The sequence below is a fragment of the Reyranella sp. genome, assembly GCF_965227665.1.
Lineage (GTDB): Bacteria > Pseudomonadota > Alphaproteobacteria > Reyranellales > Reyranellaceae > Reyranella.
Genome location: NZ_OZ245767.1, coordinates 87,683 through 107,583, shown reverse-complemented (window position 1 = coordinate 107,583; position 19,901 = coordinate 87,683). Strand labels below are relative to the sequence as shown.

18 protein-coding genes are annotated in these 19,901 nt (G+C 67.8%); 9 read left to right on the top strand and 9 right to left on the bottom strand.

Going from position 1 to position 19,901, the window contains the following annotated elements:
• Positions 1–6: 6 nt before the first annotated feature.
• The 3 genes from prfB to ACO07I_RS00510 all read right to left on the bottom strand — a co-directional run bounded on the left by prfB (position 7) and on the right by ACO07I_RS00510 (position 4,508).
• Positions 7–1,129 (bottom strand): peptide chain release factor 2 gene (gene prfB, locus ACO07I_RS00520; RefSeq protein WP_422013260.1). Its coding sequence is split into 2 segments (ribosomal slippage): positions 7–1,059 and positions 1,061–1,129, totalling 1,122 coding nucleotides; the frame shifts between segments, so codons are not numbered across the junction.
• Positions 1,130–1,150: 21 nt separating this feature from the next.
• Entirely contained in the window at positions 1,151–3,610 is a 2,460-nt protein-coding gene (locus tag ACO07I_RS00515) for a penicillin-binding protein 1A (protein ID WP_422013258.1), read from the bottom strand.
• A gap of 55 nt (positions 3,611–3,665) precedes the next feature.
• Positions 3,666–4,508, bottom strand: coding sequence for an N-acetylmuramoyl-L-alanine amidase family protein (locus ACO07I_RS00510; RefSeq protein ID WP_422013256.1), 843 nt, complete (start codon positions 4,506–4,508; stop codon positions 3,666–3,668).
• Positions 4,509–4,982: 474 nt separating this feature from the next.
• On the opposite strand from ACO07I_RS00510, the gene ACO07I_RS00505 reads away from it, so the two are divergent.
• The 6 genes from ACO07I_RS00505 (at position 4,983) to ACO07I_RS00480 (ending at position 12,921) form a co-directional block, all read left to right on the top strand.
• On the top strand, positions 4,983–8,027 hold the full coding sequence (locus ACO07I_RS00505; protein WP_422013254.1) for an Rne/Rng family ribonuclease: 3,045 nt from the start codon (positions 4,983–4,985) through the stop codon (positions 8,025–8,027).
• Positions 8,028–8,041: 14 nt separating this feature from the next.
• On the top strand, positions 8,042–9,001 hold the full coding sequence (locus ACO07I_RS00500; RefSeq protein ID WP_422013252.1) for a Bug family tripartite tricarboxylate transporter substrate binding protein: 960 nt from the start codon (positions 8,042–8,044) through the stop codon (positions 8,999–9,001).
• 115 nt (positions 9,002–9,116) lie between these two features.
• Positions 9,117–10,547, top strand: a complete 1,431-nt coding sequence (locus ACO07I_RS00495) for an aldehyde dehydrogenase family protein (protein ID WP_422013250.1) — start codon at positions 9,117–9,119, stop codon at positions 10,545–10,547.
• Positions 10,548–10,663: 116 nt separating this feature from the next.
• Positions 10,664–12,040 carry an FAD/NAD(P)-binding protein gene (locus ACO07I_RS00490; RefSeq protein ID WP_422013248.1) on the top strand — a complete coding sequence of 459 codons (1,377 nt, stop codon included), beginning with the start codon at positions 10,664–10,666 and terminating at the stop codon, positions 12,038–12,040.
• A 7-nt stretch (positions 12,041–12,047) separates the two neighbouring features.
• Positions 12,048–12,446 (top strand): winged helix-turn-helix domain-containing protein, encoded by a 399-nt coding sequence (locus tag ACO07I_RS00485; RefSeq protein WP_422013246.1) that lies wholly within the window; start codon positions 12,048–12,050, stop codon positions 12,444–12,446.
• 94 nt (positions 12,447–12,540) lie between these two features.
• Complete coding sequence (locus tag ACO07I_RS00480) at positions 12,541–12,921, top strand: hypothetical protein (RefSeq protein WP_422013244.1); 381 nt, start codon at positions 12,541–12,543, stop codon at positions 12,919–12,921.
• Here the strand turns inward: ACO07I_RS00480 and ACO07I_RS00475 are convergent.
• Together ACO07I_RS00475 and modA are read right to left on the bottom strand one after the other, a co-directional pair.
• Positions 12,914–13,129 carry a hypothetical protein gene (locus tag ACO07I_RS00475; RefSeq protein ID WP_422013242.1) on the bottom strand — a complete coding sequence of 72 codons (216 nt, stop codon included), beginning with the start codon at positions 13,127–13,129 and terminating at the stop codon, positions 12,914–12,916. The two genes, ACO07I_RS00480 and ACO07I_RS00475, sit on opposite strands and share 8 nt — an antisense overlap.
• Positions 13,130–13,317: 188 nt before the next feature.
• Positions 13,318–14,112, bottom strand: a complete 795-nt coding sequence (gene modA, locus ACO07I_RS00470) for a molybdate ABC transporter substrate-binding protein (protein ID WP_422013240.1) — start codon at positions 14,110–14,112, stop codon at positions 13,318–13,320.
• A 154-nt stretch (positions 14,113–14,266) separates the two neighbouring features.
• Between modA and ACO07I_RS00465 the strand changes: the two genes are divergently transcribed.
• Both ACO07I_RS00465 and tsaA read left to right on the top strand, forming a co-directional pair.
• Positions 14,267–14,404, top strand: a complete 138-nt coding sequence (locus ACO07I_RS00465) for a TOBE domain-containing protein (protein WP_422013238.1) — start codon at positions 14,267–14,269, stop codon at positions 14,402–14,404.
• Between the two features lie 6 nt (positions 14,405–14,410).
• On the top strand, positions 14,411–14,908 hold the full coding sequence (gene tsaA, locus ACO07I_RS00460) for a tRNA (N6-threonylcarbamoyladenosine(37)-N6)-methyltransferase TrmO (RefSeq protein ID WP_422013236.1): 498 nt from the start codon (positions 14,411–14,413) through the stop codon (positions 14,906–14,908).
• Between the two features lie 75 nt (positions 14,909–14,983).
• Here the strand turns inward: tsaA and ACO07I_RS00455 are convergent, their stop codons facing one another.
• Complete coding sequence (locus ACO07I_RS00455; protein ID WP_422013234.1) at positions 14,984–16,039, bottom strand: acyl-CoA dehydrogenase family protein; 1,056 nt, start codon at positions 16,037–16,039, stop codon at positions 14,984–14,986.
• A gap of 12 nt (positions 16,040–16,051) precedes the next feature.
• Positions 16,052–17,236, bottom strand: coding sequence for an acyl-CoA dehydrogenase family protein (locus ACO07I_RS00450; protein WP_422013232.1), 1,185 nt, complete (start codon positions 17,234–17,236; stop codon positions 16,052–16,054).
• Between the two features lie 49 nt (positions 17,237–17,285).
• Between ACO07I_RS00450 and ACO07I_RS00445 the strand changes: the two genes are divergently transcribed.
• Positions 17,286–17,762: a YybH family protein gene (locus tag ACO07I_RS00445; RefSeq protein WP_422013230.1), complete on the top strand. Its 477-nt coding sequence runs from the start codon at positions 17,286–17,288 to the stop codon at positions 17,760–17,762.
• Here ACO07I_RS00445 and ACO07I_RS00440 read toward each other — a convergent pair.
• Positions 17,759–18,751 (bottom strand): DUF3298 domain-containing protein, encoded by a 993-nt coding sequence (locus ACO07I_RS00440; protein ID WP_422013228.1) that lies wholly within the window; start codon positions 18,749–18,751, stop codon positions 17,759–17,761. The two genes, ACO07I_RS00445 and ACO07I_RS00440, sit on opposite strands and share 4 nt — an antisense overlap.
• Positions 18,748–19,899, bottom strand: a complete 1,152-nt coding sequence (locus ACO07I_RS00435; protein WP_422013226.1) for a pyridoxal phosphate-dependent aminotransferase — start codon at positions 19,897–19,899, stop codon at positions 18,748–18,750. The genes ACO07I_RS00440 and ACO07I_RS00435 overlap by 4 nt, the downstream gene beginning before the upstream one ends.
• Between the last annotated feature and the right edge of the window lie 2 nt (positions 19,900–19,901).

The following is a 19,901-nucleotide window of genomic DNA, read 5'->3' as shown; positions in this document are numbered from 1 at the left end:
CAGTCCTTACGCGGCTTCCTTGTCCTTGCCCTCGCCCACGCGGGCGGCAAGCGAGGCGGCCATGAATTCGTCGAGGTCGCCGTCGAGCACCTTCTGGGGGTCCGAGCGCTCCACGTTGGTGCGCAGGTCCTTGACCATCTGGTAGGGCTGCAGCACGTAGGAACGGATCTGGTGACCCCAGCCGATGTCGGTCTTGCTGGCCTCGGCCTCCAGGCGCTCGGCCTCGCGCTTCTGCAACTCGACCTCATAGAGGCGGGCCTTCAGCATCTGGATGGCCTTGGCGCGGTTCTGATGCTGCGAGCGTTCCTGCTGGACGGCCACGGCGATGCCGGTCGGCAGATGGGTGATGCGCACCGCCGAGTCGGTCTTGTTGACGTGCTGGCCGCCCGCGCCCGAGGCGCGGTAGGTATCGACCCGCAAGTCCTTGTCGACCAGCTCGATCTCGATATTGTCGTCGACCTCGGGATAGACCCAGACCGAGGCGAACGAGGTCTGGCGCCGAGCATTGCCGTCGAACGGCGAGATGCGCACCAGCCGGTGCACGCCGCTCTCCGTCTTCAGCCAGCCATAGGCGTTGGGGCCCTCGACCTTGTAGGCGCAAGACTTGATGCCGGCCTCTTCGCCCGCGCTCTCCTCGAGCCAGCTCACCTTGTAGCCGCGGCGCTCGGCCCAGCGCGTGTACATGCGGGCCAGCATCTCAGCCCAGTCCTGCGCCTCGGTGCCACCGGCGCCGGCATTGATCTCGATATAGGCGTTGTTGCCGTCGGCCTCGCCTGACAGAAGCGTCTCGAGACGCGCCGCCTTGGCCTCACCCGTGGCCTCGCGCAGCGCCTTCTCGCACTCGGCAATGGTGGCCTCGTCCTTCTCGGCCTCGGCCATCTCGATCAGACCGACATTGTCGTCGACCGCCGCGCGCAGGCGCTTGATCGCACCGATCGATGCTTCGAGCTTGGTGCGCTCGCGCATCACCTTCTCGGCTTCCTTCGGATCGTTCCACAGCGCCGGATCCTCGGCGCGCGCGTTCAGTTCGTCGAGACGTACGACCGCCCGGTCGTAGTCAAAGACGCCTCCTGAGGAGTTCGAGCGACTCCTCGATCTCGTTCACCATCGCTTGGGCTTCGGCGCGCATTACGGATCCGTTTCGAACTGACTAATAGGTCTCGCCGGTGCCCGAGAGACCCGGACGCCGGGGGCTGCCCGCCTGCTGCGGACCCTGCGTGGGGTCTATAGCGGAATAAGGGGCCGATCCGTCAAGCGGTGTGACCATAAAGCCCTCCGAACCCGGCTCGGTGCCCGGCTTGAAGACCTCGTCGATCGTCCCGCCCTCGTAGCTGAAGCGCACCATGCGCAGGCCCGGCGGCACGCGGAACGGTGTCGGGGGCTTGCCCTTGAAGATCTCCTTGGCGATCGCCTCGTAGATCGGCACGGCGTTGCCGCCGCCGGTCTCCTGCGAGCCCAGCGTCCGCGGCTCGTCGAAGCCGATATAGACGCCAATGGTGATGTCGGGCGTGGAGCCCAGGAACCAGTTGTCGTGCGCGTCGTTCGTCGTGCCCGTCTTGCCGGCGATCGGGCGGCCGAGCGCGGCCAGGCGACCGGCGGTGCCGCGCACCGTGACGCCCTGCATCATGCTGACCACCTGATAGACCGACGCCGGGTCATGGAACGGCTTGCGCGCATCGACGAGTTCCGGCGCCGCGAGGGAGTTGCCGCCGCCCCCCGCCTCGCCGCAGCCCCGGCAGGTGCGCGGCTCGTGGCGATAGACGGTCTTGCCGTTGCGGTCCTGCACGCGATCGACCAGCGACGGCGTGATCTCGAGAGCGCCGTTGGCCAGCATCGCGTAGGCCATGGTCATGCGCAGCAACGTCGTCTCGCCCGCGCCCAGCGCCATCGGCAGGTAGGCGCCCATGTGGTCGGTGACGCCGAACTCCTTGGCGACGTCGACGACGCGCTTCATGCCGATCTGCTGGGCCATGCGCACCGTCATCAGGTTGCGCGACAGTTCGAGGCCGCGGCGGACGGTCGTCGGTCCCAGCATGTCGCCGCCATAGTTCTTCGGCGTCCACAGCGGCTGGCCGTAGCCCGGGTCGTAGACGAACGGCGCATCGAGCACGACCGAGGCCGGCGTGAAGCCCGCGTCCATCGCCGCGAGATAGACGAACGGCTTGAAGGCCGAACCCGGCTGGCGTGCAGCCTGGACGGCGCGGTTGAACTGGCTGCGCCCGTAGGACCAGCCGCCCGACATGGCCAGCACGCGGCCGGCCTGCGTGTCCATCACGACGACGCCGCCCTCGACGTTGGGCACCTGGCGCAGCGCATAGGTCTTGGGCGGATAGGGTTTCGCGTTGGCGCCGGCCGGCTTCTCGACCTTCTCGACGACGATCACGTCGCCCACCGACACGACGTCGCGCGGGCTGCGCGGCGCGGCGCCGACCGTCTGGTTCTGCAGGGTCGGCCGCGCCCAGGTCATCTCGGCGAAAGGCACGGTGCCCTCGCCGCCGTCGGGCAGGCCAACGAGTTGCACCGACTGCGCTTCGACCTTGCTGACGACCGCGAGCTGCCACGCGGCCGGCCCGGCGAGCGGCCGGCGTTGAACGAGGCGGGCGAACTCCTCTTCCCAGACGCTCATGTCGGGGATCTTGGCGTAGGGCCCACGCCAGCCGTGGCGGCGGTCGTAGCCGATCAGCCCCTCGCGCAGCGCATTGTCGGCGACGGCCTGGATGGCGGGATCGAGCGTCGTGCTGACGGTCAGGCCGCCCTCGTAGAGGCCCTTCTCGCCATAGGCCGCCATCAGGTTGCGGCGCACTTCCTCGGCGAAGAAGTCAGCCTGGGCCACCTCGGTGGTGCTGCGGCGGCGATACTGCAGCTTCTCGGCCCGGGCGGCCTGCTCCTCGGCGGCGGTGATATACCCGTCCTCGGCCATGCGATGCAGGACGTAGTCGCGTCGGGCGTAGGCTTCCTTCTCGTTGCGCACGATGTGGTAGCGGTTCGGCGCCTTCGGCAGGGCTGCGAGATAGGCGATCTCGGACAGAGACAGCTCGTCGAGCGACCGGTCGAAGTAATTGAGCGCGGCCTGGGCCACGCCGTAATTGCCCGATCCGAGATAAATCTCGTTCAGGTAAAGTTCGAGGATGCGCTCCTTCGAATAGGTCTCCTCGATGCGGAACGCGAGGATGGCCTCCCGGATCTTGCGCGACAGCGTCGCCTGGTTGGTGAGCAGGAAGTTCTTGGCAACCTGCTGGGTGAGCCCCGAGGCGCCCTCCGGCCGTTTGCCGGGGTTGGCGACGTTGGCCACCATGGCGCGGATGACGCCGATGAAATCGATACCGGGATGGGTGAAGAACCGCTGGTCCTCGGCCGCGACGAAGGCTTCGAGGACGCGCTTGGGCATGGCGTTGACGGGCACGAACACGCGCTTCTCGCGGGCATACTCGGCCAGCAGCTTCCCGTCCGCGGCGTAGAGCCGGGTGAGCGTCGCCGGCTGGTAGTCGGCAAGCTGCTTGTGGTCGGGCAGTCCATGGCTGAAATGCCAGAAGAGGCCTGCAACGGTGCCGGTGCCGACGATGAGAGCGGCGGTGGCAAAAGCCAGACAGATCTTGATGAAGTTGAGCACGGTCACTTTCTACGCGGCGCCCACAGGGCCTTCAATGTCGCAGAATGGCCAAGACTTATGCCTTTCTTGTGGCGCCGACCCCAAAATAGGCATCCACCGAGGCCCGAAGCGCGCGCGCCAGCGCCATCTGGTGCTGACGCACCGTCAGCAGTTTTTCGTCTTGCGAGTTGGAGAGATAGCCCAGCTCTACCAGTGCCGCCGGAATGTCGGGCGACGTCAGCACGGCGAACCCTGCCTGACGATGGGTGCGGGGCAGCAGCCGAACACCGTTGCGGGCGAAGGTGGCCACGACCGTGTCGGCCAGCCGCCGCGAATCGTTCACCGTCCCGCGCTGGCTCATCGCCACGAGGGTTTGCGCGACATTGTCCGGCTGGTCCGACAGCCTCAGGCCGGAAAGCGAAGCGCCGGCGCGGTTTTCGCGCGCAGCCAATGCCGCCGCTTCACGGTCCGTCGCCTCTTCCGACAGGGTGTAGACGGACGCCCCACGCACATCCCGGTCGCCGTGCGCGTCGGCGTGCAGGGACAGGAAAAGGTCGGCCCTGGCCGCCTGGGCACGGGCCACGCGTTCGCGCAGCGCGACATAGCTGTCGGTATTGCGGGACAGGAGAACCCGATAGCGGTTGCCGGCGAGCAACTCGCGCTGCAGATCGCGGGCGATGGCGAGGACGACACTCTTCTCCTGCGTGCCGCGCACGCCCAGGGCGCCCGGATCGCGCCCTCCGTGGCCCGGATCGAGGAATACCAGCTTCGGCTTGTCCATCGGGATCGCCGGTGTCGGCTTGGCGACCGACTTGGGCCGTCGCTTGGACGGCGCGGCCAAGGCGCCGCGAGCACCCATTCCAAGCACGCTCACGCCGGCCAGAACGGCGAGCAGATGGCGACGACGGAAGTCGGACATGGCAAACGCCAATGAAGAAAGAGAAGAAAATGATTCGAATATTGTTAAAGCGATACCAGAAGAAGATCGGTAATATCAATTTATTTCAATAGCTTAATTGAACCAATTCAAGGGACACAATCTTTTGATTGTCGACCCCTTTCCAACCCCGTATGTTGCGTACGCGAGCAGTCGCCGTCGTTCGTAGCGCGCCTTAGGGTCGCGCTCCGACGGCAGTTTCCGAGCCAGTCCAGGCTCGCGCCTTCGAAATATGGGGCGCGGCCGGTCTGCGGAGAGACTGTCAGGCAGGCGGTGGCTATCAGGAAACTCGAGGTTGGCAGGACCCAGTCGTGGTCCGGCGGCGCGGAGCTTCCCCGTCTTGGCCGGAGTTGGCCGTTCGACGGGTCGATGACGCGGCGCTCCCCTCGCACGACGGAGGCGGCATGGCCGCCGGTCGCTCGCACCGGTTGGGATCGGACGCCTCGGAGCGAGCCCATGGCAAGGCGTATGCTCATCGACGCAAGTCACCCGGAAGAAACCCGGGTCGTTGTGGTCGATGGAACGAGACTTGAAGAATTCGACTTCGAAACCGCGAGCCGCAAGGCCCTCAAGGGCAACATCTATCTCGCGAAGGTCATTCGCATAGAGCCGTCGCTCCAGGCGGCCTTCGTCGAGTATGGCGGGAACCGGCACGGCTTCCTGGCCTTCTCGGAAATCCATCCGGACTATTACCAAATCCCCGTCGCCGATCGCGAACGGCTGATCGCCGAGCAGCATCGCCTGCACGCCGAGGCCGAGGACGAGGAACCGCGCCGGAGAAACCGGGTCGATCGCACCGACATCGAGGAAGCCCGCGCCGATATCATCGAAGCCGCGGCGGACGACATCATCACGGCGGCGGCCGTCCCTGACGAAGCCCCTGCCAACGAGGTCCCTGGCGACGCCCGCGAGCGCGAGCCCGTCGTGGAAGCTGCGGCCAGCGAGGCCGTTGCCGCGGAAGCGCCGGCGCCCGAGGCCCCGACTGTCGAGGCCGCCGCTGTCGAGACGGCTCCTCCGGCCGAGCCCGCCCCGCCGGCCGAGCCCATCGTCGCCGAAGCCGCGCCCGCGAGCGAACCCGAGCCACAGGCCCAGGCCGCGGAAATCCCGGTCGAGCGGATCGACGGTCCCGTTCATGTCGAGACGGCCGAAGCGCCGGTATCCGAGCCGGCAGCCGCACCCGCGGTCGAAGGCGAGACGACCGCCGTCGCCGAGGCTTCGGAACAAGCGTCCGAACAGGCTGCCGAATTCACCGGCGAGGCCTCGCCGTCCGAGTCGACAGATCCGGCCGAGGCGCCCCAGCCCGACGTCACGGTCGAGACGCTGGGCGGCGACGAGGTGGTCGAGGAGCGTGAGACGCGCGAGCGTCGTCGCCGCAACCCGATCCGCCAGTACAAGATCCAGGAAGTCATCAAGCGCCGGCAGATCCTGCTGGTGCAGGTCGTCAAGGAAGAGCGCGGCAACAAGGGCGCCGCCCTCACCACCTACCTGTCGCTGGCCGGCCGTTATTGCGTGTTGATGCCGAACGCCGGCCGTGGCGGCGGAATCTCGCGCAAGATCTCCAATCCGTCCGATCGCAAGCGGATGAAGGAGATCCTGGCCGACCTCGAAGTGCCGCAGGGCATGGGCGTGATCCTTCGCACCGCCGGCCTCGAGCGCTCCAACATCGACATCAAGCGCGACTACGAATACCTGTCGCGCCTCTGGGATTCGATCCGCGAGATCACGATGCGCTCGACCGCGCCGGCGCTGATCTACGAGGAAGGCGACCTGATCAAGCGGTCGCTGCGCGACATCTACGATACCGACATCGCGCAGGTCCTGGTCGAGGGCGAGGCGGGCTTCCAGGCTGCCGCCGAGTTCATGCGCCAGCTCGTGCCGCATCAGGCCAACAAGGTCGAACTCTACCGGGAGCCGATTCCCCTCTTCCACCGCTACCAGGTGGAATCGCAGTTCGATGCCATGCATTCGCCGACGGTGCAGCTCCGCTCCGGCGGCTACATCGTGATCAATCCGACCGAGGCGCTGGTCGCCATCGACGTCAACTCGGGCCGTTCGACCAAGGAACGCAACATCGAGGAGACGGCGCTCCGCACCAACCTGGAAGCGGCCGAGGAAATCGCCCGCCAGGTCCGCCTGCGCGACCTCGCCGGCCTGATCGTGATCGACTTTATCGACATGGAGGAGACGCGCCACCAGCGCCAGGTCGAGCACAAGGTCAAGGACTCGATGCGCTCGGATCGCGCGCGCATCCAGATCGGCCGCATTTCGGCCTTCGGCCTTCTCGAAATGTCGCGCCAGAGGCTGCGTCCCAGCCTGCTGGAACATTCGACCGAGGTGTGCCCGCACTGCGCCGGCAGCGGCCGCATCCGCTCGCTCGAATCCGCCGCGCTGCACGCGCTGCGGGCGATCGAGGAAGAAGGCGTGCGCCGCCGGTCCAGCGAGATCGCCGTCAGCGTCCCGCCGAACGTCGCGCTCTACCTGCTCAACCAGAAGCGCCATTCGCTGTCGGAGATCGAGCATCGCTACGGCTTCACGGTGATCATCGAGGCCGATGACGAGCTCCATGCCGCCGATTGCGAGATCGAGCGCGTGCGCTCGCGCCGCGAGGATCATCGCAGCAGCGACCGCCCCGCCCCCGAACTGGCGCGTGCCAGCTACGACGAGACGTCGGGCGACGAGGCGACGAGCGACGAGTCCGACCGCGGCGAGCCCGGCGAGGACGAGGAGCGCGGCGAGCGTGGCGAAGAGCGCAGCGCGGGCGAGGAAGGCGACGGCCGCAGCCGTCGTCGCCGCCGTCGCCGGCGTCGTGGTGGCCCCCGCGAGGATGGGGACGATTCGGATCGTCGCCGGGAGACCGCCGGGGAGGCCCGCGAGGGCGAAGAGCCCACCTCCGACGAACCACGCCTCAACGGCGCGGCCGAGGGCGACGGGCCCAACGGCCAGGATGCGGAGCGGGAAGTCGCCCGCGCCGACGACGAAAGCGCCGACAATGCCGACGGCGAGAGGCCGGAAGGCGAGGCCAATGGCGACGATCGCGGCGGCAGCCGCCGTCGCAGGGGTCGCCGGGGCGGACGCCGCCGGCGCCGCGACAACGAGGACGGTGAGCCGATGCAGGGCGAAGCCCAGGCATCCGGCCTGGAAACCGACGGGGGGTACGCCGACGGGCAGCACGAGGCACCCGCCTCGAACGGCCACGACGCCGCCGAACCCAATGGTCGCCAGGAGCCGCCGGCTGCGCCGCCGGTACCGATGGAAGGCCTGCCGGTCGAACACATGCCGGTGGAGCGGGCGCCTTACGATCCGGGCCCGCCGGTGAACGTGGAAGCCGCGCCGCCTCCGACGGCACCGGCACCGGAGATGAGTGCCGAGCCGGTGGTCGCATCGGCGCCGCAGCCGATCGCCATCCCTGAACCGGAACCGGCCCCCGCGCCGGCGCCGCCGCCGGTCCCCGTGATCGACGCGCCGCCGGAGAAGCCCAAGCGCGGCTGGTGGCGCCGCTAGGCAGGAAACTCACCTTGCGTCGCCGCTCCCTGATCGCCGGCGCAGCCGTGCTCTCTCTCGGTGGCGCGGCGAAGGCAGATACTTTCCCGAACGGCCCGATTCGTATCATCGTGCCGTTCGGCCCAGGGTCGGCCACCGATCAGAGCGCGCGCAACATCGCCGACGGCCTCAACAAGGCCTTCGGCGTCCCAGCGGTGGTCGAGAACAAGCCGGGCGCCAACGGCGCGATTGCGGCCGACGTCGCGGCCAAGGCGAAACCGGACGGCCAGACCATCTTCGTCTGCTCCAACACCGCCGCGGCGTCCAACGTCGCGCTGATGAAGTCCCTGCCCTACGATCCGCTGAAGGATTTCGACCCGGTCACCCTCATCGGCCGCGCGCCGGTGTTCATGATCGTCAATCCCAAGGTCGAGGCGAACACGGCGGCCGAGTTCGTGGCCCTGTGCAGGCGCCAGCCGGGCCGCATCAACTTCGGCTCGGGCAGCGCCTCGACCCGCATCTCGGGCGAGCTGCTGAAGGCCAAGGCCGGCATCGACATGGTCCACGTCCCCTACAAGAGCACGCCGGCGGCGCTCCAGGACACGATGGCCGGCCACGTCCAGATGTGCTTCGCCGATCCGGTGACCAGCCTGCCCCAGGTCAAGGCGGGCACCGTGCGCTGCCTCGGCGTCGGCAGCCGTGGCCGCTACAAGCTGACACCGGACATTCCGACCCTGATCGAGCAGGGCGTTCCCGACTTCGAACTGATGACCTGGACCGGCATCCTCATGCCGCGCGGCGTGCCGCAGCCCGTGATGGCGAGGCTCCGGGAGACCATGCTCAAGTCCATCACCGATCCCCTCTATGTCGAGCGCCAGGCGCAGGCCGGCTCGGAGATCGCGCCCTGCTCCCCCGAGGAGATGCGCCGGATCATGGTGGCGGAAATCGAGCTCTATCGCGAGATGATGAAGGTCGCCGGCATCGAGCCGGAATGAGATGGCGGCCAGGATGCCGGCTCGTCCCGCCCTTTCCAGTCGTTATATTTGATTATATATATCGACGGTCGTAGATCGACAGGCACACGTCGAGAGCAGTCCAGAGGATCGAACCATGCAGCACGCGAAGCACTTCTACATCGACGGCAAATGGGTGGACCCGATCGTGCCCGCCCTGCTCGACGTCATCGATCCGTCGACCGAGGAGGCGTACGTCCAGATCTCGGTCGGCAGCGCCGCCGACGTCGATCGCGCCGTGGCCGCCGCCAAGGCGGCCTTCCCGTCCTTCGCCCGCACCAGCCGCAAGGAGCGCCTCGAGCTGCTGCGCGCCATCCTGGCGGAGTACAACAAGCGCCGGAACGATGTCGGCGACGCCATCTCGCGCGAGATGGGCGCGCCGCTCGAGTTCGCCCGCACCATCCAGGCCGGCCGCGGCACGGCGCATCTCGAGCGCATGATCTCGGTGCTCGAGACCTATCCGTTCGAGACCGTCGAAGGCACGACGCTGATCGCGCGCGAGCCGATCGGCGTCTGCGGCCTCATCACGCCGTGGAACTGGCCGACCAACCAGATCGCCTGCAAGGTCCTGCCGGCGCTGGCCGCCGGCTGCACCATGGTGCTGAAGCCTTCGGAAGAGGCACCGATCGACGCCCTCGTCTGGACCGAGATCATGCACGCGGCCGGCACGCCCAGGGGCGTCTACAACATGATCCAGGGCGCCGGCTCCGTGGTTGGCGAGGCGATGTCGAGCCATCCCGACATCGACATGATGTCGTTCACCGGCTCGACCCGCGCCGGCATCCGCGTGGCCCAGGCCGCCGCCGTCACGGTCAAGCGCGTCGCCCAGGAGCTGGGCGGCAAGTCGGCCAACATCCTGCTGCCCGACGTCGACTTCCAGATGGCGGTCACCAAGGGCATCAACAGCATGATGGTCAACTCGGGCCAGTCCTGCACCGCTCCCAGCCGCATGTTCGTGCCGCTGGATCGCCACGACGAGGTGAAGCAGATCGCCAAGGCGGCAGCCGAGAAGTTCGTGGTCGGCAATCCGCAGGACCCGGCCACGCGGCTCGGTCCCGTGGTCAACGAGTCCCAGTTCAACAAGATCCAGGGCCTGATCCAGAAGGGCATCGAGGAAGGCGCGGAACTGGTGACCGGCGGCCCCGGCCGTCCGGAGAACCTGAACCGCGGCTACTATGTGCGGCCGACCGTGTTCGCGGGCGTCACCAACGACATGACGATCGCGCGCGAGGAGATCTTCGGGCCGGTCATCTGCATCCTCCCCTACAAGGACGAGGAAGAGGCCATCCGTCTCGCCAACGACACGATCTACGGCCTCGCCGCCTACGTGCAGGGCGCCGATCTCGAGCATGCCCGGAAGGTCGCCGCACAGATGCGGGCGGGCAACGTGCATGTGAACTATCCGATGGGCGACACGGCGGCCCCGTTCGGCGGCTACAAGCAATCGGGCAATGGCCGCGAGTACGGCAAGTGGGGCCTCGAGGAGTTCCTCGAGACCAAGGCGGTCATCGGCTACAAGGCCGCCTGACGCTCCAACCTCGATCGAGCGGCCGGCGCGGGCACACGCGCCGGCCGCTCGGCAGCGCCCAGCGGTCGCACCGCCTTGCGCTGGCATCCCCAACTCGACGTCGCCATACTTCGCCCATGCAGCATACAGAACGCCAGCCCCCGTCCGTCGACATCGCAATCGTCGGCGGCGGCGCCAGCGGCGTGCTGCTGGCCGCCCAGCTCGTCCGCAAGAGCAAGCTCCGCGTCGCCCTGATCGAGCGCAGCGGGCATCCCGGCCTCGGGGTGGCCTATTCGACCCGGTGTCGGGGCCACCTGCTGAACGTGCGCGCCAGCGACATGACGGCGCTGGTCGATGAACCCGATCATTTCGTGAAGTGGCTGGCGCGGGACGGCGGCGCGCTGGGCCCCACGGACTTCGTGCCACGCGCCGACTACGGGCGTTATCTCCAGGACCTGCTGAACGAATCGCTGGAACGCGCGCAAGGCCGGCTGCAGATCGTGACCGGGGACGTGACCGCCGCCCACGAAAGCACCGACGGCGTCTCGCTCGACATTTCCGGGCACGACGTCCCGTTGTTCGCCCGCAGGGCCGTCCTGGCGACCGGGCATCGCCCGCCCTCGAAGGATTCCGGCGCCTATCATGGCAATCCCTGGCGCGAAGAGGCCGTCGCGGGCCTTGCCCCCGATGCGTCCATCCTGCTGATCGGCACCAGCCTGACGATGATCGACGTGCTGATCTCGCTGATGGAACACGGCCACAAGGGACCCATCGTCGCCCTGTCCCGGCGCGGGCTGTTGCCGCATCACCATCCGCCGGCGCCGATCCCCACGCCCGACGCCGACACGCGCGATCTCTTCACCGGCAGCCTGTCGCAACGCACCGCGCGGTTCCGCGCCAAGCTGCGGGCCGGCCTGGGCTGGCCGGGCCTCATGCAGCTTCTGCGGCCGCACAACAACGAACTCTGGCACGGGCTTGACCTCGACCAGCGGCGGCGCTTCCTGCGCCATCTGCGTCCGTGGTGGGACATCCACCGGCATCGCGTCGCGCCGCACATCGGTGAGGAGATAGATTCCGCGCTGGCGCGGGGTCAGCTCTCGATCGTCTCGGGGCGGATCGAGATCGGGCACACGACGGCCGACAAGGTCGACGTCACCATCATCCGTCGCGGCTCGACCGAGCCGGAACAGCGCAGCTTCGACCGGGTCGTCGACTGCCGCGGCCCCCGCAACGAGGTCGACGTCCGCCTGCCCCTCCACGCTCAACTGGTGAAGGACGGTCTGCTGCGACCCGATCCACTCAACCAAGGCCTCGACATTGCCGAGAACGAAGCGCTGATCTCGCGGGCGGGTCTCCCCTCGAAGCACCTCTTCGTCCTGGGACCGCCGACGCGCGGGCGCTACACCGAAATCGTGGCGATCCCCGACATCCGGATCCAGGCGGCAGACATCGCCGACCAGCTCGTCGCACAGCTGCGCGAGCCGTCTGGTCTTGCTGCCAGTCCCGCCGCATAATTCCCGGATGGGACGCCGACCAGCCAAAGCCGCGGCCAAGCCGGCCGACAAGACTTCCTTGCATCTCCGCATCGATTTCGGCGGCGACCGCTCGATCGGCCCCGGCAAGGTCCGCCTGCTCGAGCTGATCAACGAGACCGGATCGATCTCGGCCGCGGGTCGTGCGCTCGCCATGTCCTATCGCCAGGCCTGGCTGCTGGTCGACGAGATGAACCAGATGTTCCGCGAGCCTGTGGTCACCGCCCAGACCGGCGGCGGTGGCGGTGGCGGCACGTCGGTCACGGAGACCGGCAACGATATCGTCCGCCTCTACCGCGAGATGGAGCGGCGGGCCTACGGCGCCTCGTCCCCCGAAATCCGCTCGCTGGCCCGCCTGCTCACCCCTCCCGACGCCAAGCTCCACTAGAATGCCCGGCGCGCCCTGCCCGGCAGGCGGCTTGCGCCCTCATTCGTTATATCTTACTGGATATAGCGTCATTCACGGCAGCGAGAGGTCGGTCATGGAGATCGTCGGCAAGGGTTTGACGGACTGTCAGGTGGACCCGACAGGCGTTTCGTTCCGCCTCGGTTTCGAAAGCGTCGACGGCCAGCCGGCCTCGGTGGTCCTGCCGGTCGATTGCCTGCGCGCGCTCCTGATGACCCTGCCCCACGTGATCGAGAAGGCGCTGAAGGCCCGCTACAAGGACGATACGCTGAAGGTCGTCTATCCGATGGGCGGCTTCTCGCTCGAGGCTGCCGCCGGCAGCACCAGCACCATCCTGACGATGAACACACCCGATGGATTCAAGGTCTCCTTCGCCCTGACGCCGGAGGATGCCGGCGGGCTCGCCACGTCGCTGGTCGGGATCGACCCTGCTCAGCCGCGCGCGACCTTCAACTAGAGGCCCTCGGGTGATGAGGGACGGAGAGCCACGGATCGATTTTGGCCAGGCCGCAGAGGTCACCGGCGAATTGCTCGCGCAGGACAACGCCGTGATGCTCACCCTGCTCGGCCATGATGGCAGGCGTTCCACCCTCACCATCCCGGCCGCGGACCTGCAGCGGCTGGTGCCGCTCCTCCTCCTGCTGGGCCGTGCCCTGCCCCAGCATGAGTTGTCCGATCCCACCAAGCTCTCGCTGGTGCCAACCGATTCGCTGAGCGTCGGCGGCCTGCCCGGGGGGCGAGACCCTGCTCGCCGTCGCCGTCGGTCCCGCCACGGTCGGCTTCTCGATGCCTGCCTCCGCCGCCCAGAAGCTGGGACGGTCGCTGCTCCTCGCCGGCCGCAACGCGGCCGGGGCTACTTCAATACAGTGAAGCCCTGCTTCTCGAAGAACGGCTTGGCCGCCGGGGTCTTGAGGTAGTCGACGAAGGCCTGTGCATCCGGATTGCTCGAACTGGCCAGCAGCGCCATCGGGTAGATGATGGCCGGATGCGAATCGGCCGGGAAGGCCCCGACGATGCGGACGGCCGGGTCGGAAGCCGCGTCGGTCTTGTAGACGATGCCGAGCGGCGCCTCGCCGCGCGAGACCAAGGTCAGCGCCATGCGGACATTCTCGGCCTGGGCCACGCGATCGGAAACCGACGGCCAGACGCCGAGATATTGCAGCGCCGCCTTGCCGTATTTGCCGGCCGGCACGGCGTCGACGTTTCCCATGGCCAGGCGGCCGTCATTGCCCAGCGCGCCACGCAGGTTGAAGCCCTTGTCGATCTTGAGGTCGACCTTGGAATCCTTGCCGGCGATCAGGACGATCTGGTTGCCCAGATAGTCCGATCGGCTGGCCGGCTTGATGAGCTTGCGCTCCGCGACATAGTCCATCCACGGCACGTCGGCCGAGATGAAGATGTCGGCGGGAATGCCGCTCTCGATCTGCTTGGCCAGTGCCGAACTGGCGGCATAGGAGATCTTCGTGCTCTTGCCGGTCTGCCTCGCCCAGGTGGCCGAGGCCTCGTCCAGCGCGTTCTTGAGGCTGGCGGCGGCGAGGATCACGACATCCTTGCCCTGCGCGGCGGCCTGGTGCGCCAAGCCACTCGCCGAAAGGACGAAGGCAGCCGCAGCGAGGGCAGACGTGAAAGCCCGACGGGTACCCAGCATGTAGTCCTCCAGTTCAAACGACGCGCGATATATCTCATTTAACATATCGATGATCCACCGGATTCGCTTTGTGACTGCATCTAACCTCTTCGCTATGCTTCATTGGATATAAATACGGAGCGGCCTATAGTTCGAGCGTCAATCAGGAGGGCACATGCGTATCAGCGCGAGGAACCGGTTGAAGGGCACGATCGTCGAGGTCAGGAAGGGTCAGACGACCGCTCATGTCCGGATCGACGTGAAGGGCACCATCGTCAAGGCCTCCGACGTCATGGTCGGCCTCGACAACTAGCCTGCCATGGTCCGGCTCGACGAAATCCGCCGGGGCGAACGGGCGGTCGAACTACCGGACCGCTTCGACGCCACCCTCCATTTCATCGGACGTATCCGCACGCCGTGGACGTCGCGGCTGGAGACGCCGCGGCAGGGCCGCCTCGACGGTCCCACCTGTCGTCTCGAGTTCGATGCTCGTTGGGCCGACGGCCTGCAGGGCATCGCCGGGTTCGAGCGGTTGGAGGTCCTTTACTGGTTGCACGAATCGCGGCGCGACCTCATCCACCAGAGCCCGCGCAACGACGGCGAGGCACGCGGCGTCTTCTCGCTGCGGACGCCGGTGCGTCCAAACCCCATCGGCACGTCGATCGTCCGGCTCGTGAAGATCGAGGGACCGGTCCTGTTCGTGCGCGGCATGGACTGTCTCGACGGCACGCCACTGCTCGACGTGAAACCCGACCGCACCCTGTTCGAGCCGCTGGCGCCGGCCCAGCCCGGCGACTTCCAGGTGGGCGACACGTGACGCCACCGTCGCTCGACACGTGCCCGCGACGGCCCGGCTGCCTGTCGCGGCTGCTTGGCGGTCGCCCGGCCTATGTCAGGCGGCGTAGCGGCTTTCGCTGAGCGCCGGCCACAGCTCGTCCTTGCCGGCCCTGGCGTAGGATTCGCCGATCTTCTCGCCCCAGAAGCTCTCGCTGCCGAAGTCGCGGCGCCACACCCAGAGCCTGCGCGTGTAGTGATGCAGGATGTGCTCATGGGTGAAGCCCATGGCACCCATCGACTGGTGCGAGATGGCCGCGATCCGGTGCGCGAAGTCGGAGCACTGGGTCTTGGCGGCGGCGATCGAGAAGCTACCCCCCTTCTCCAGCCCGCCCTCGTCGGCGTCGCGAGACGCGGACTCCGCCGAGGCGATGGTTGCAGCGACGTAGCTCGCCAACTCGGCCAGCATGTGCTGGATCGCCTGGAAGGTCGAAATCGGGCGCCCGAACTGGACGCGCTGCTTGCAGTATTCCGTGGCCGTCACGAGCACCTTGTCCGCGGCGCCCGCCATCTGCATGGCGCGGGCGAGTGCGGCGAGTTCGAGCGCGCGCCCGGCGCTGACCGGCGAGGCGCCGGAGAATTCCGGCGTCGCGCCGTCGAAGGTCACGGTGCCGTAGGGCTCGCCGGCATGGCTGGGCGCGTCCTGGATCGCCACCGCGTCGCGCGGCACGACGACGAGCGTCGACTTGCCGCCCGCCGTGACGATCCCTACGAAGCGCTCGGCGACGCCCGCGAAGGGCACGCGCGCGACCTTGCCCGAGACGCGGTTGCCCTGCAGCGACAGCTCGCCCAGAGCGACCGTCGACGGGCCGCCGGCAGGCTTGCCGCCCGCGGCCGCCACCAGCAGGTTGGCGAGCGCGGTCTCGGCGACCGGCACGGGCACGGCATGCTCGCCGGCCACGCGCAGCAGCGCCATCAGGTCGGCCAGCGTTCCGCCCACCCCTTCCTGTTCCTCGGGCACCGCGATCAGCGGCAGCCCCATCTCCTCGATCTCCCTCCAGAGATCGACGGGCCAAACGCCCTTCTCGACGCCGTTCACGATGTCCTTGCCGGCGCGCTCGGCGAAGAAGCGGCTGGCGGTTTCCAGCAGCATGTCACGGGTATCGCGGTCCATGATCTTTCTCCTTCAGCGCAGTCCGAGGCCGCGGGCGACGATGCCGCGCAGGACCTGGGTGGTGCCGCCCTGGATGGTGTAGCTCGGCGCCATCATCGAAGCGTATTGCGCGACGTCGAGGAAGTCGGCGAGATCGTCCTCGGTCGTGGCGTCGGATTCGGCCAGCGTGCGCGCGATCTCCGGCAGGTCCTGCTGGTAGATCGTGCCGAGATCCTTCACCAGCGACGCCTCGATGGCGGGCGACTTGCCGCCCTGCATCATGCCAGCGACGGCGGTCGACATCTGCCGCAGGGTCCACAGGCGCGCGATCAGGCGGCCCAGGATGGCGCTCGCGCGCTTGGACGGCTGGCGGCCGAGCACCCGTACCAGCTCACGCAGCACGTAGACGTTCTGCATGAAGCGTTCGGGACCCGAGCGTTCGAACGCCAGCTCGCTCGTGACCTGCAGCCAGCCGTCGCCCTCATTGCCGATCAGGCAATCCTCGGGGATGAAGGCGTCGGAGAAGGTCACCTCGTTCCAGTCGTGCCGGCCGGCGAGATTGATGATCGGCCGAATGGTGACGCCCGGGGTCTTGAGGTCGACCAGGAGCTGGCTCAGCCCCTTGTGGCGGTCGCCATGCTGTCCCGAGGTGCGCACCAGCGTGATGCAGTAGTGGTTGCGATGCGCGCCGGACGTCCAGACCTTGGTGCCGTTGACGCGGAAGCCGCCCGGCACCGGCTCGGCGCGGGTGCGCACGGAGGCCAGATCGGAGCCGGAATCGGGCTCGCTCATGCCGATGCTGAAGTAACATTCGCCGCGCACGATGCGCGGCAGGATGGCCTGGCGCTGCTGTTCCGTGCCGAACTTCAGCAGCAGGGGTCCCGACTGGCGATCGGCGACCCAGTGCGAGCCGGCCGGCGCGCTGTTGCCGAGAAGCTCCTCGGTCACGACCAGGCGGTCGAGGAAAGAGCGCTCGGCGCCGCCATACTGCTTGGGCCAGGTGATGCCGAGCCAGCCCTTGGCGCCCAGAGCCCGGCTGAACTCGGGCGACGGCGTGTTCCAGCTGGCGAAGCGATCCTCGGACTGGATCTTGGGCAGCGTCTCCTTGAGAAACGCGCGGACCTCCCCGCGCAGGGCCTCGGCCTCGGCGGGGAGATGGAATGGCGGGAACTCGAGCTTGGGAATGGACATCATCATCTCGATGGTTGGATGCCTCATCTCTGTCGGCTAATCCTGTGCCGCGCAACCCGTGAGTTTCGAGGGTCGAATGCCCCGCCGTCCACCACGCCTGCCGCCGCTCTTGGCGGAATTCGACGATGACGAACGCGACGCCGTCCTGGCCGCCAACCGTGCCTTCTACAAAGCCTTCAACGATCGCGACGCCGCAGCCATGGATCAGATCTGGGCCCCTACGGGCTCCGTCATCTGCCTGCATCCGGGCCAGGCCCCCCTCCACGAGCGGGCGGAGATCATGGCGAGCTGGCGCGCCATCATGAAGCACCCCGAGGCGCCGCGCGTGCGCTGCACCGAGGAATGGGTCGTCGGCCGGCCGGGCCTCGCGCTCGTCATCTGCCGCGAGATCCTGCCGAACGGCCAGCTCATGGCGAGCAACCTCTATGTTCGCCTGGCCGACGGCTGGCACATGGCAAGCCACCATTCCGGCCCCGTGCCGCCGGTCGCGACCGAACGCGCGGCTCCGACCGCCGCAGCGGTTCCGACGCGGGACCGGCGCAGGCTGCACTAGCGGGAAATGGGACCGCCGGCGCGCAGCAGCGGCTTCAGCCGCGCGTAGGGAATGTCGACCGTATACGGGCCGGCCGAGTAAGGACCGACCTCGTACTGGTTGAAGTAGATCTGAAGCTTGTCGGCCTGCCAGCAGAAATGGCCGCTGGTGTTGACCGTCTTGGTCAGCTTGGTGGGCTGCAGCGCGTCCTCGAAGCCGGGATTGTCGACGAACTGCTTCTTGAGGTCCGCACCGACGATCGCGACCACTTCCTTCAGCCACGGCGAGCCCGGCGCGAACACGCCGTCGGGCATGACCGTCTTGCCGGTGCGCAGGTCGACCAGGGTGCAGCTCGTGCTGCCATACCCATGGGCGCCGCCGGTGAATGCCCAGAAGGTCAGCGCCACGGTGACGACATTGGGATCGGGGCGGAACAGGGCATAGCCCTGCTCGGCCTGCCATTCCTGCTCGCGATCGAGGCCGGCATCGGCCGTCGGCGTGGTTTCGCGCGCAGCCTTCGCCGCTGCCTCGGCAAAGGAGCGATTGATCGCCGTGAAGTCGGCGGTCGTGCCGGCGAAGCGCGGGTAACGCAGGTCGATCGTATAGGTCACCTTGCCGACCGTCCCGCTCCGCTCGATCGACTGATCCTCGACGAAGGGATAAGGCCCCGCGGCCGCCGCCTTCAGGTCGGCGATGCGATCGGCATAGCGCGTCTTCAGGCAGCGCCCGATGACGTCCGGATCGTCGTTCGGCACGCAGGCACGGTTGCGGCCGACGATCCAGCGGACCTGGCTCTTCTCCAGACTCTCCTTGGCCGGGCCGCTCAGCTTGGCCAGCAGCGCCGCATAGAGGCCGGACAGTTCGCGGTCGGCTTTCGCCATGACCGGGTCCTTGCAGATCGCCCGCTCTGCGCCGTTGGAGGCCTTCGCACAATCGAAGCTCGGCCCACCTTGCGCCAGGGCCGCGAGCGGCGCGAGAGCGAACAGGGCTGCAACGGCGAACGCCCTCACACCCGCCTCCATTGCTTCAGGCGGCGCACAGCCTCCTCCATCTCCGCGGTCGAGCCCGCGAAGGAGATGCGCAAGGTGCCGGCTCCCCGTGCGCGGTCGAAGTCCACGCCCGGCGTCGTCGCGACGCCCGCTTCGCGCAGCATGCGGCTGCAGAAGTCGCGGCTGTCGTTGGTGAGATGCGAAACGTCGGCATAGATGTAGAAGGCACCCTGCGCGGGCGTGAGGCGGTCGAGGCCGGCCGCCGGCAAGCCGGCCATGAGCAGGTCGCGATTGGTGCGATAGCGCTTCACGTGCCCGTCGAGCTCATCGCGACACTCGAAGGCGGCGAGCGCCGCATGCTGGCTGAGCGTCGGCACGGAAATGAAGAAGTTCTGCGTCAGCCGCTCGATCGTCCGCACCATGTCGGGCGGCACGACCAGCCAGCCCACCCGCCATCCGGTCATGGAGAAATATTTGGAGAAGCTGTTCACCACGATCGCCGTATCGGACACCTCCACCGCCGAGTGGGTTTCGCCTTCGTAGACGATGCCGTGGTAGATTTCGTCCGAGATCAAGCGCACGCCGTTGGCGTTGCACCAGTCGGCCAGCCCCTTCAGTTCCGCGCGCGTCACCATCGTGCCGGTGGGATTGGAAGGACTCGCCAGGATCAGCCCGTCGAGCCGACCGGCTTTTTCCAGGGCGGCGACCGTAGGCTGGAACCGATCTTCCGCCGAGGTCGGCAGGTCGACCGTCTCGAGATTGAGCGCCGCCAGGATGTTGCGATAGGCCGGATAGCCCGGCGCCGCGAGCGCCACGCGGTCGCCGGCATCGAAGCTCGCCAGGAAGGCCAGCGGAAAGCCGCCGGACGAGCCCGTCGTGACGATCACCCGCTCCGGCGCAACGTCGGCGCCATAGGTCTCGCGATAGTGCCGCGCAATACGCTCGCGCAGCGCGGGCATGCCCAGCGCCGCCACATAGCCGATCCTGTCCGCGTCGAGGGCGGCGTGCGCTGCCGCGAGCGCCCCCTTCGGGGCGGGCGTGCTCGGCTGGCCGACCTCGAGGTGGATGACCGTCTCGCCCGCCGCTTCCTTCTCTGCAGCGGCGGCCATCACGTCCATGACGATGAAGGCATCGACGCCACCCGAGCGCCGCGAAAGCTTGCCCGACATGT

What these genes read in the sequence shown, in the direction of transcription:
- ACO07I_RS00510 (WP_422013256.1), bottom strand. Translation starts at nt 4,508, where the DNA reads ATGTCCGACTTCCGTCGTCGCCATCTGCTCGCCGTTCTGGCCGGCGTG.
- ACO07I_RS00505 (WP_422013254.1), top strand. Translation starts at nt 4,983, where the DNA reads ATGGCAAGGCGTATGCTCATCGACGCAAGTCACCCGGAAGAAACCCGG.
- ACO07I_RS00495 (WP_422013250.1), top strand. Translation starts at nt 9,117, where the DNA reads ATGCAGCACGCGAAGCACTTCTACATCGACGGCAAATGGGTGGACCCG.
- ACO07I_RS00490 (WP_422013248.1), top strand. Translation starts at nt 10,664, where the DNA reads ATGCAGCATACAGAACGCCAGCCCCCGTCCGTCGACATCGCAATCGTC.
- ACO07I_RS00485 (WP_422013246.1), top strand. Translation starts at nt 12,048, where the DNA reads ATGGGACGCCGACCAGCCAAAGCCGCGGCCAAGCCGGCCGACAAGACT.
- ACO07I_RS00480 (WP_422013244.1), top strand. Translation starts at nt 12,541, where the DNA reads ATGGAGATCGTCGGCAAGGGTTTGACGGACTGTCAGGTGGACCCGACA.
- ACO07I_RS00475 (WP_422013242.1), bottom strand. Translation starts at nt 13,129, where the DNA reads ATGCTGGGGCAGGGCACGGCCCAGCAGGAGGAGGAGCGGCACCAGCCG.
- modA (WP_422013240.1), bottom strand. Translation starts at nt 14,112, where the DNA reads ATGCTGGGTACCCGTCGGGCTTTCACGTCTGCCCTCGCTGCGGCTGCC.
- ACO07I_RS00465 (WP_422013238.1), top strand. Translation starts at nt 14,267, where the DNA reads ATGCGTATCAGCGCGAGGAACCGGTTGAAGGGCACGATCGTCGAGGTC.
- tsaA (WP_422013236.1), top strand. Translation starts at nt 14,411, where the DNA reads ATGGTCCGGCTCGACGAAATCCGCCGGGGCGAACGGGCGGTCGAACTA.
- ACO07I_RS00455 (WP_422013234.1), bottom strand. Translation starts at nt 16,039, where the DNA reads ATGGACCGCGATACCCGTGACATGCTGCTGGAAACCGCCAGCCGCTTC.
- ACO07I_RS00450 (WP_422013232.1), bottom strand. Translation starts at nt 17,236, where the DNA reads ATGAGGCATCCAACCATCGAGATGATGATGTCCATTCCCAAGCTCGAG.
- ACO07I_RS00445 (WP_422013230.1), top strand. Translation starts at nt 17,286, where the DNA reads ATGCCCCGCCGTCCACCACGCCTGCCGCCGCTCTTGGCGGAATTCGAC.
- ACO07I_RS00435 (WP_422013226.1), bottom strand. Translation starts at nt 19,899, where the DNA reads ATGTCGGGCAAGCTTTCGCGGCGCTCGGGTGGCGTCGATGCCTTCATC.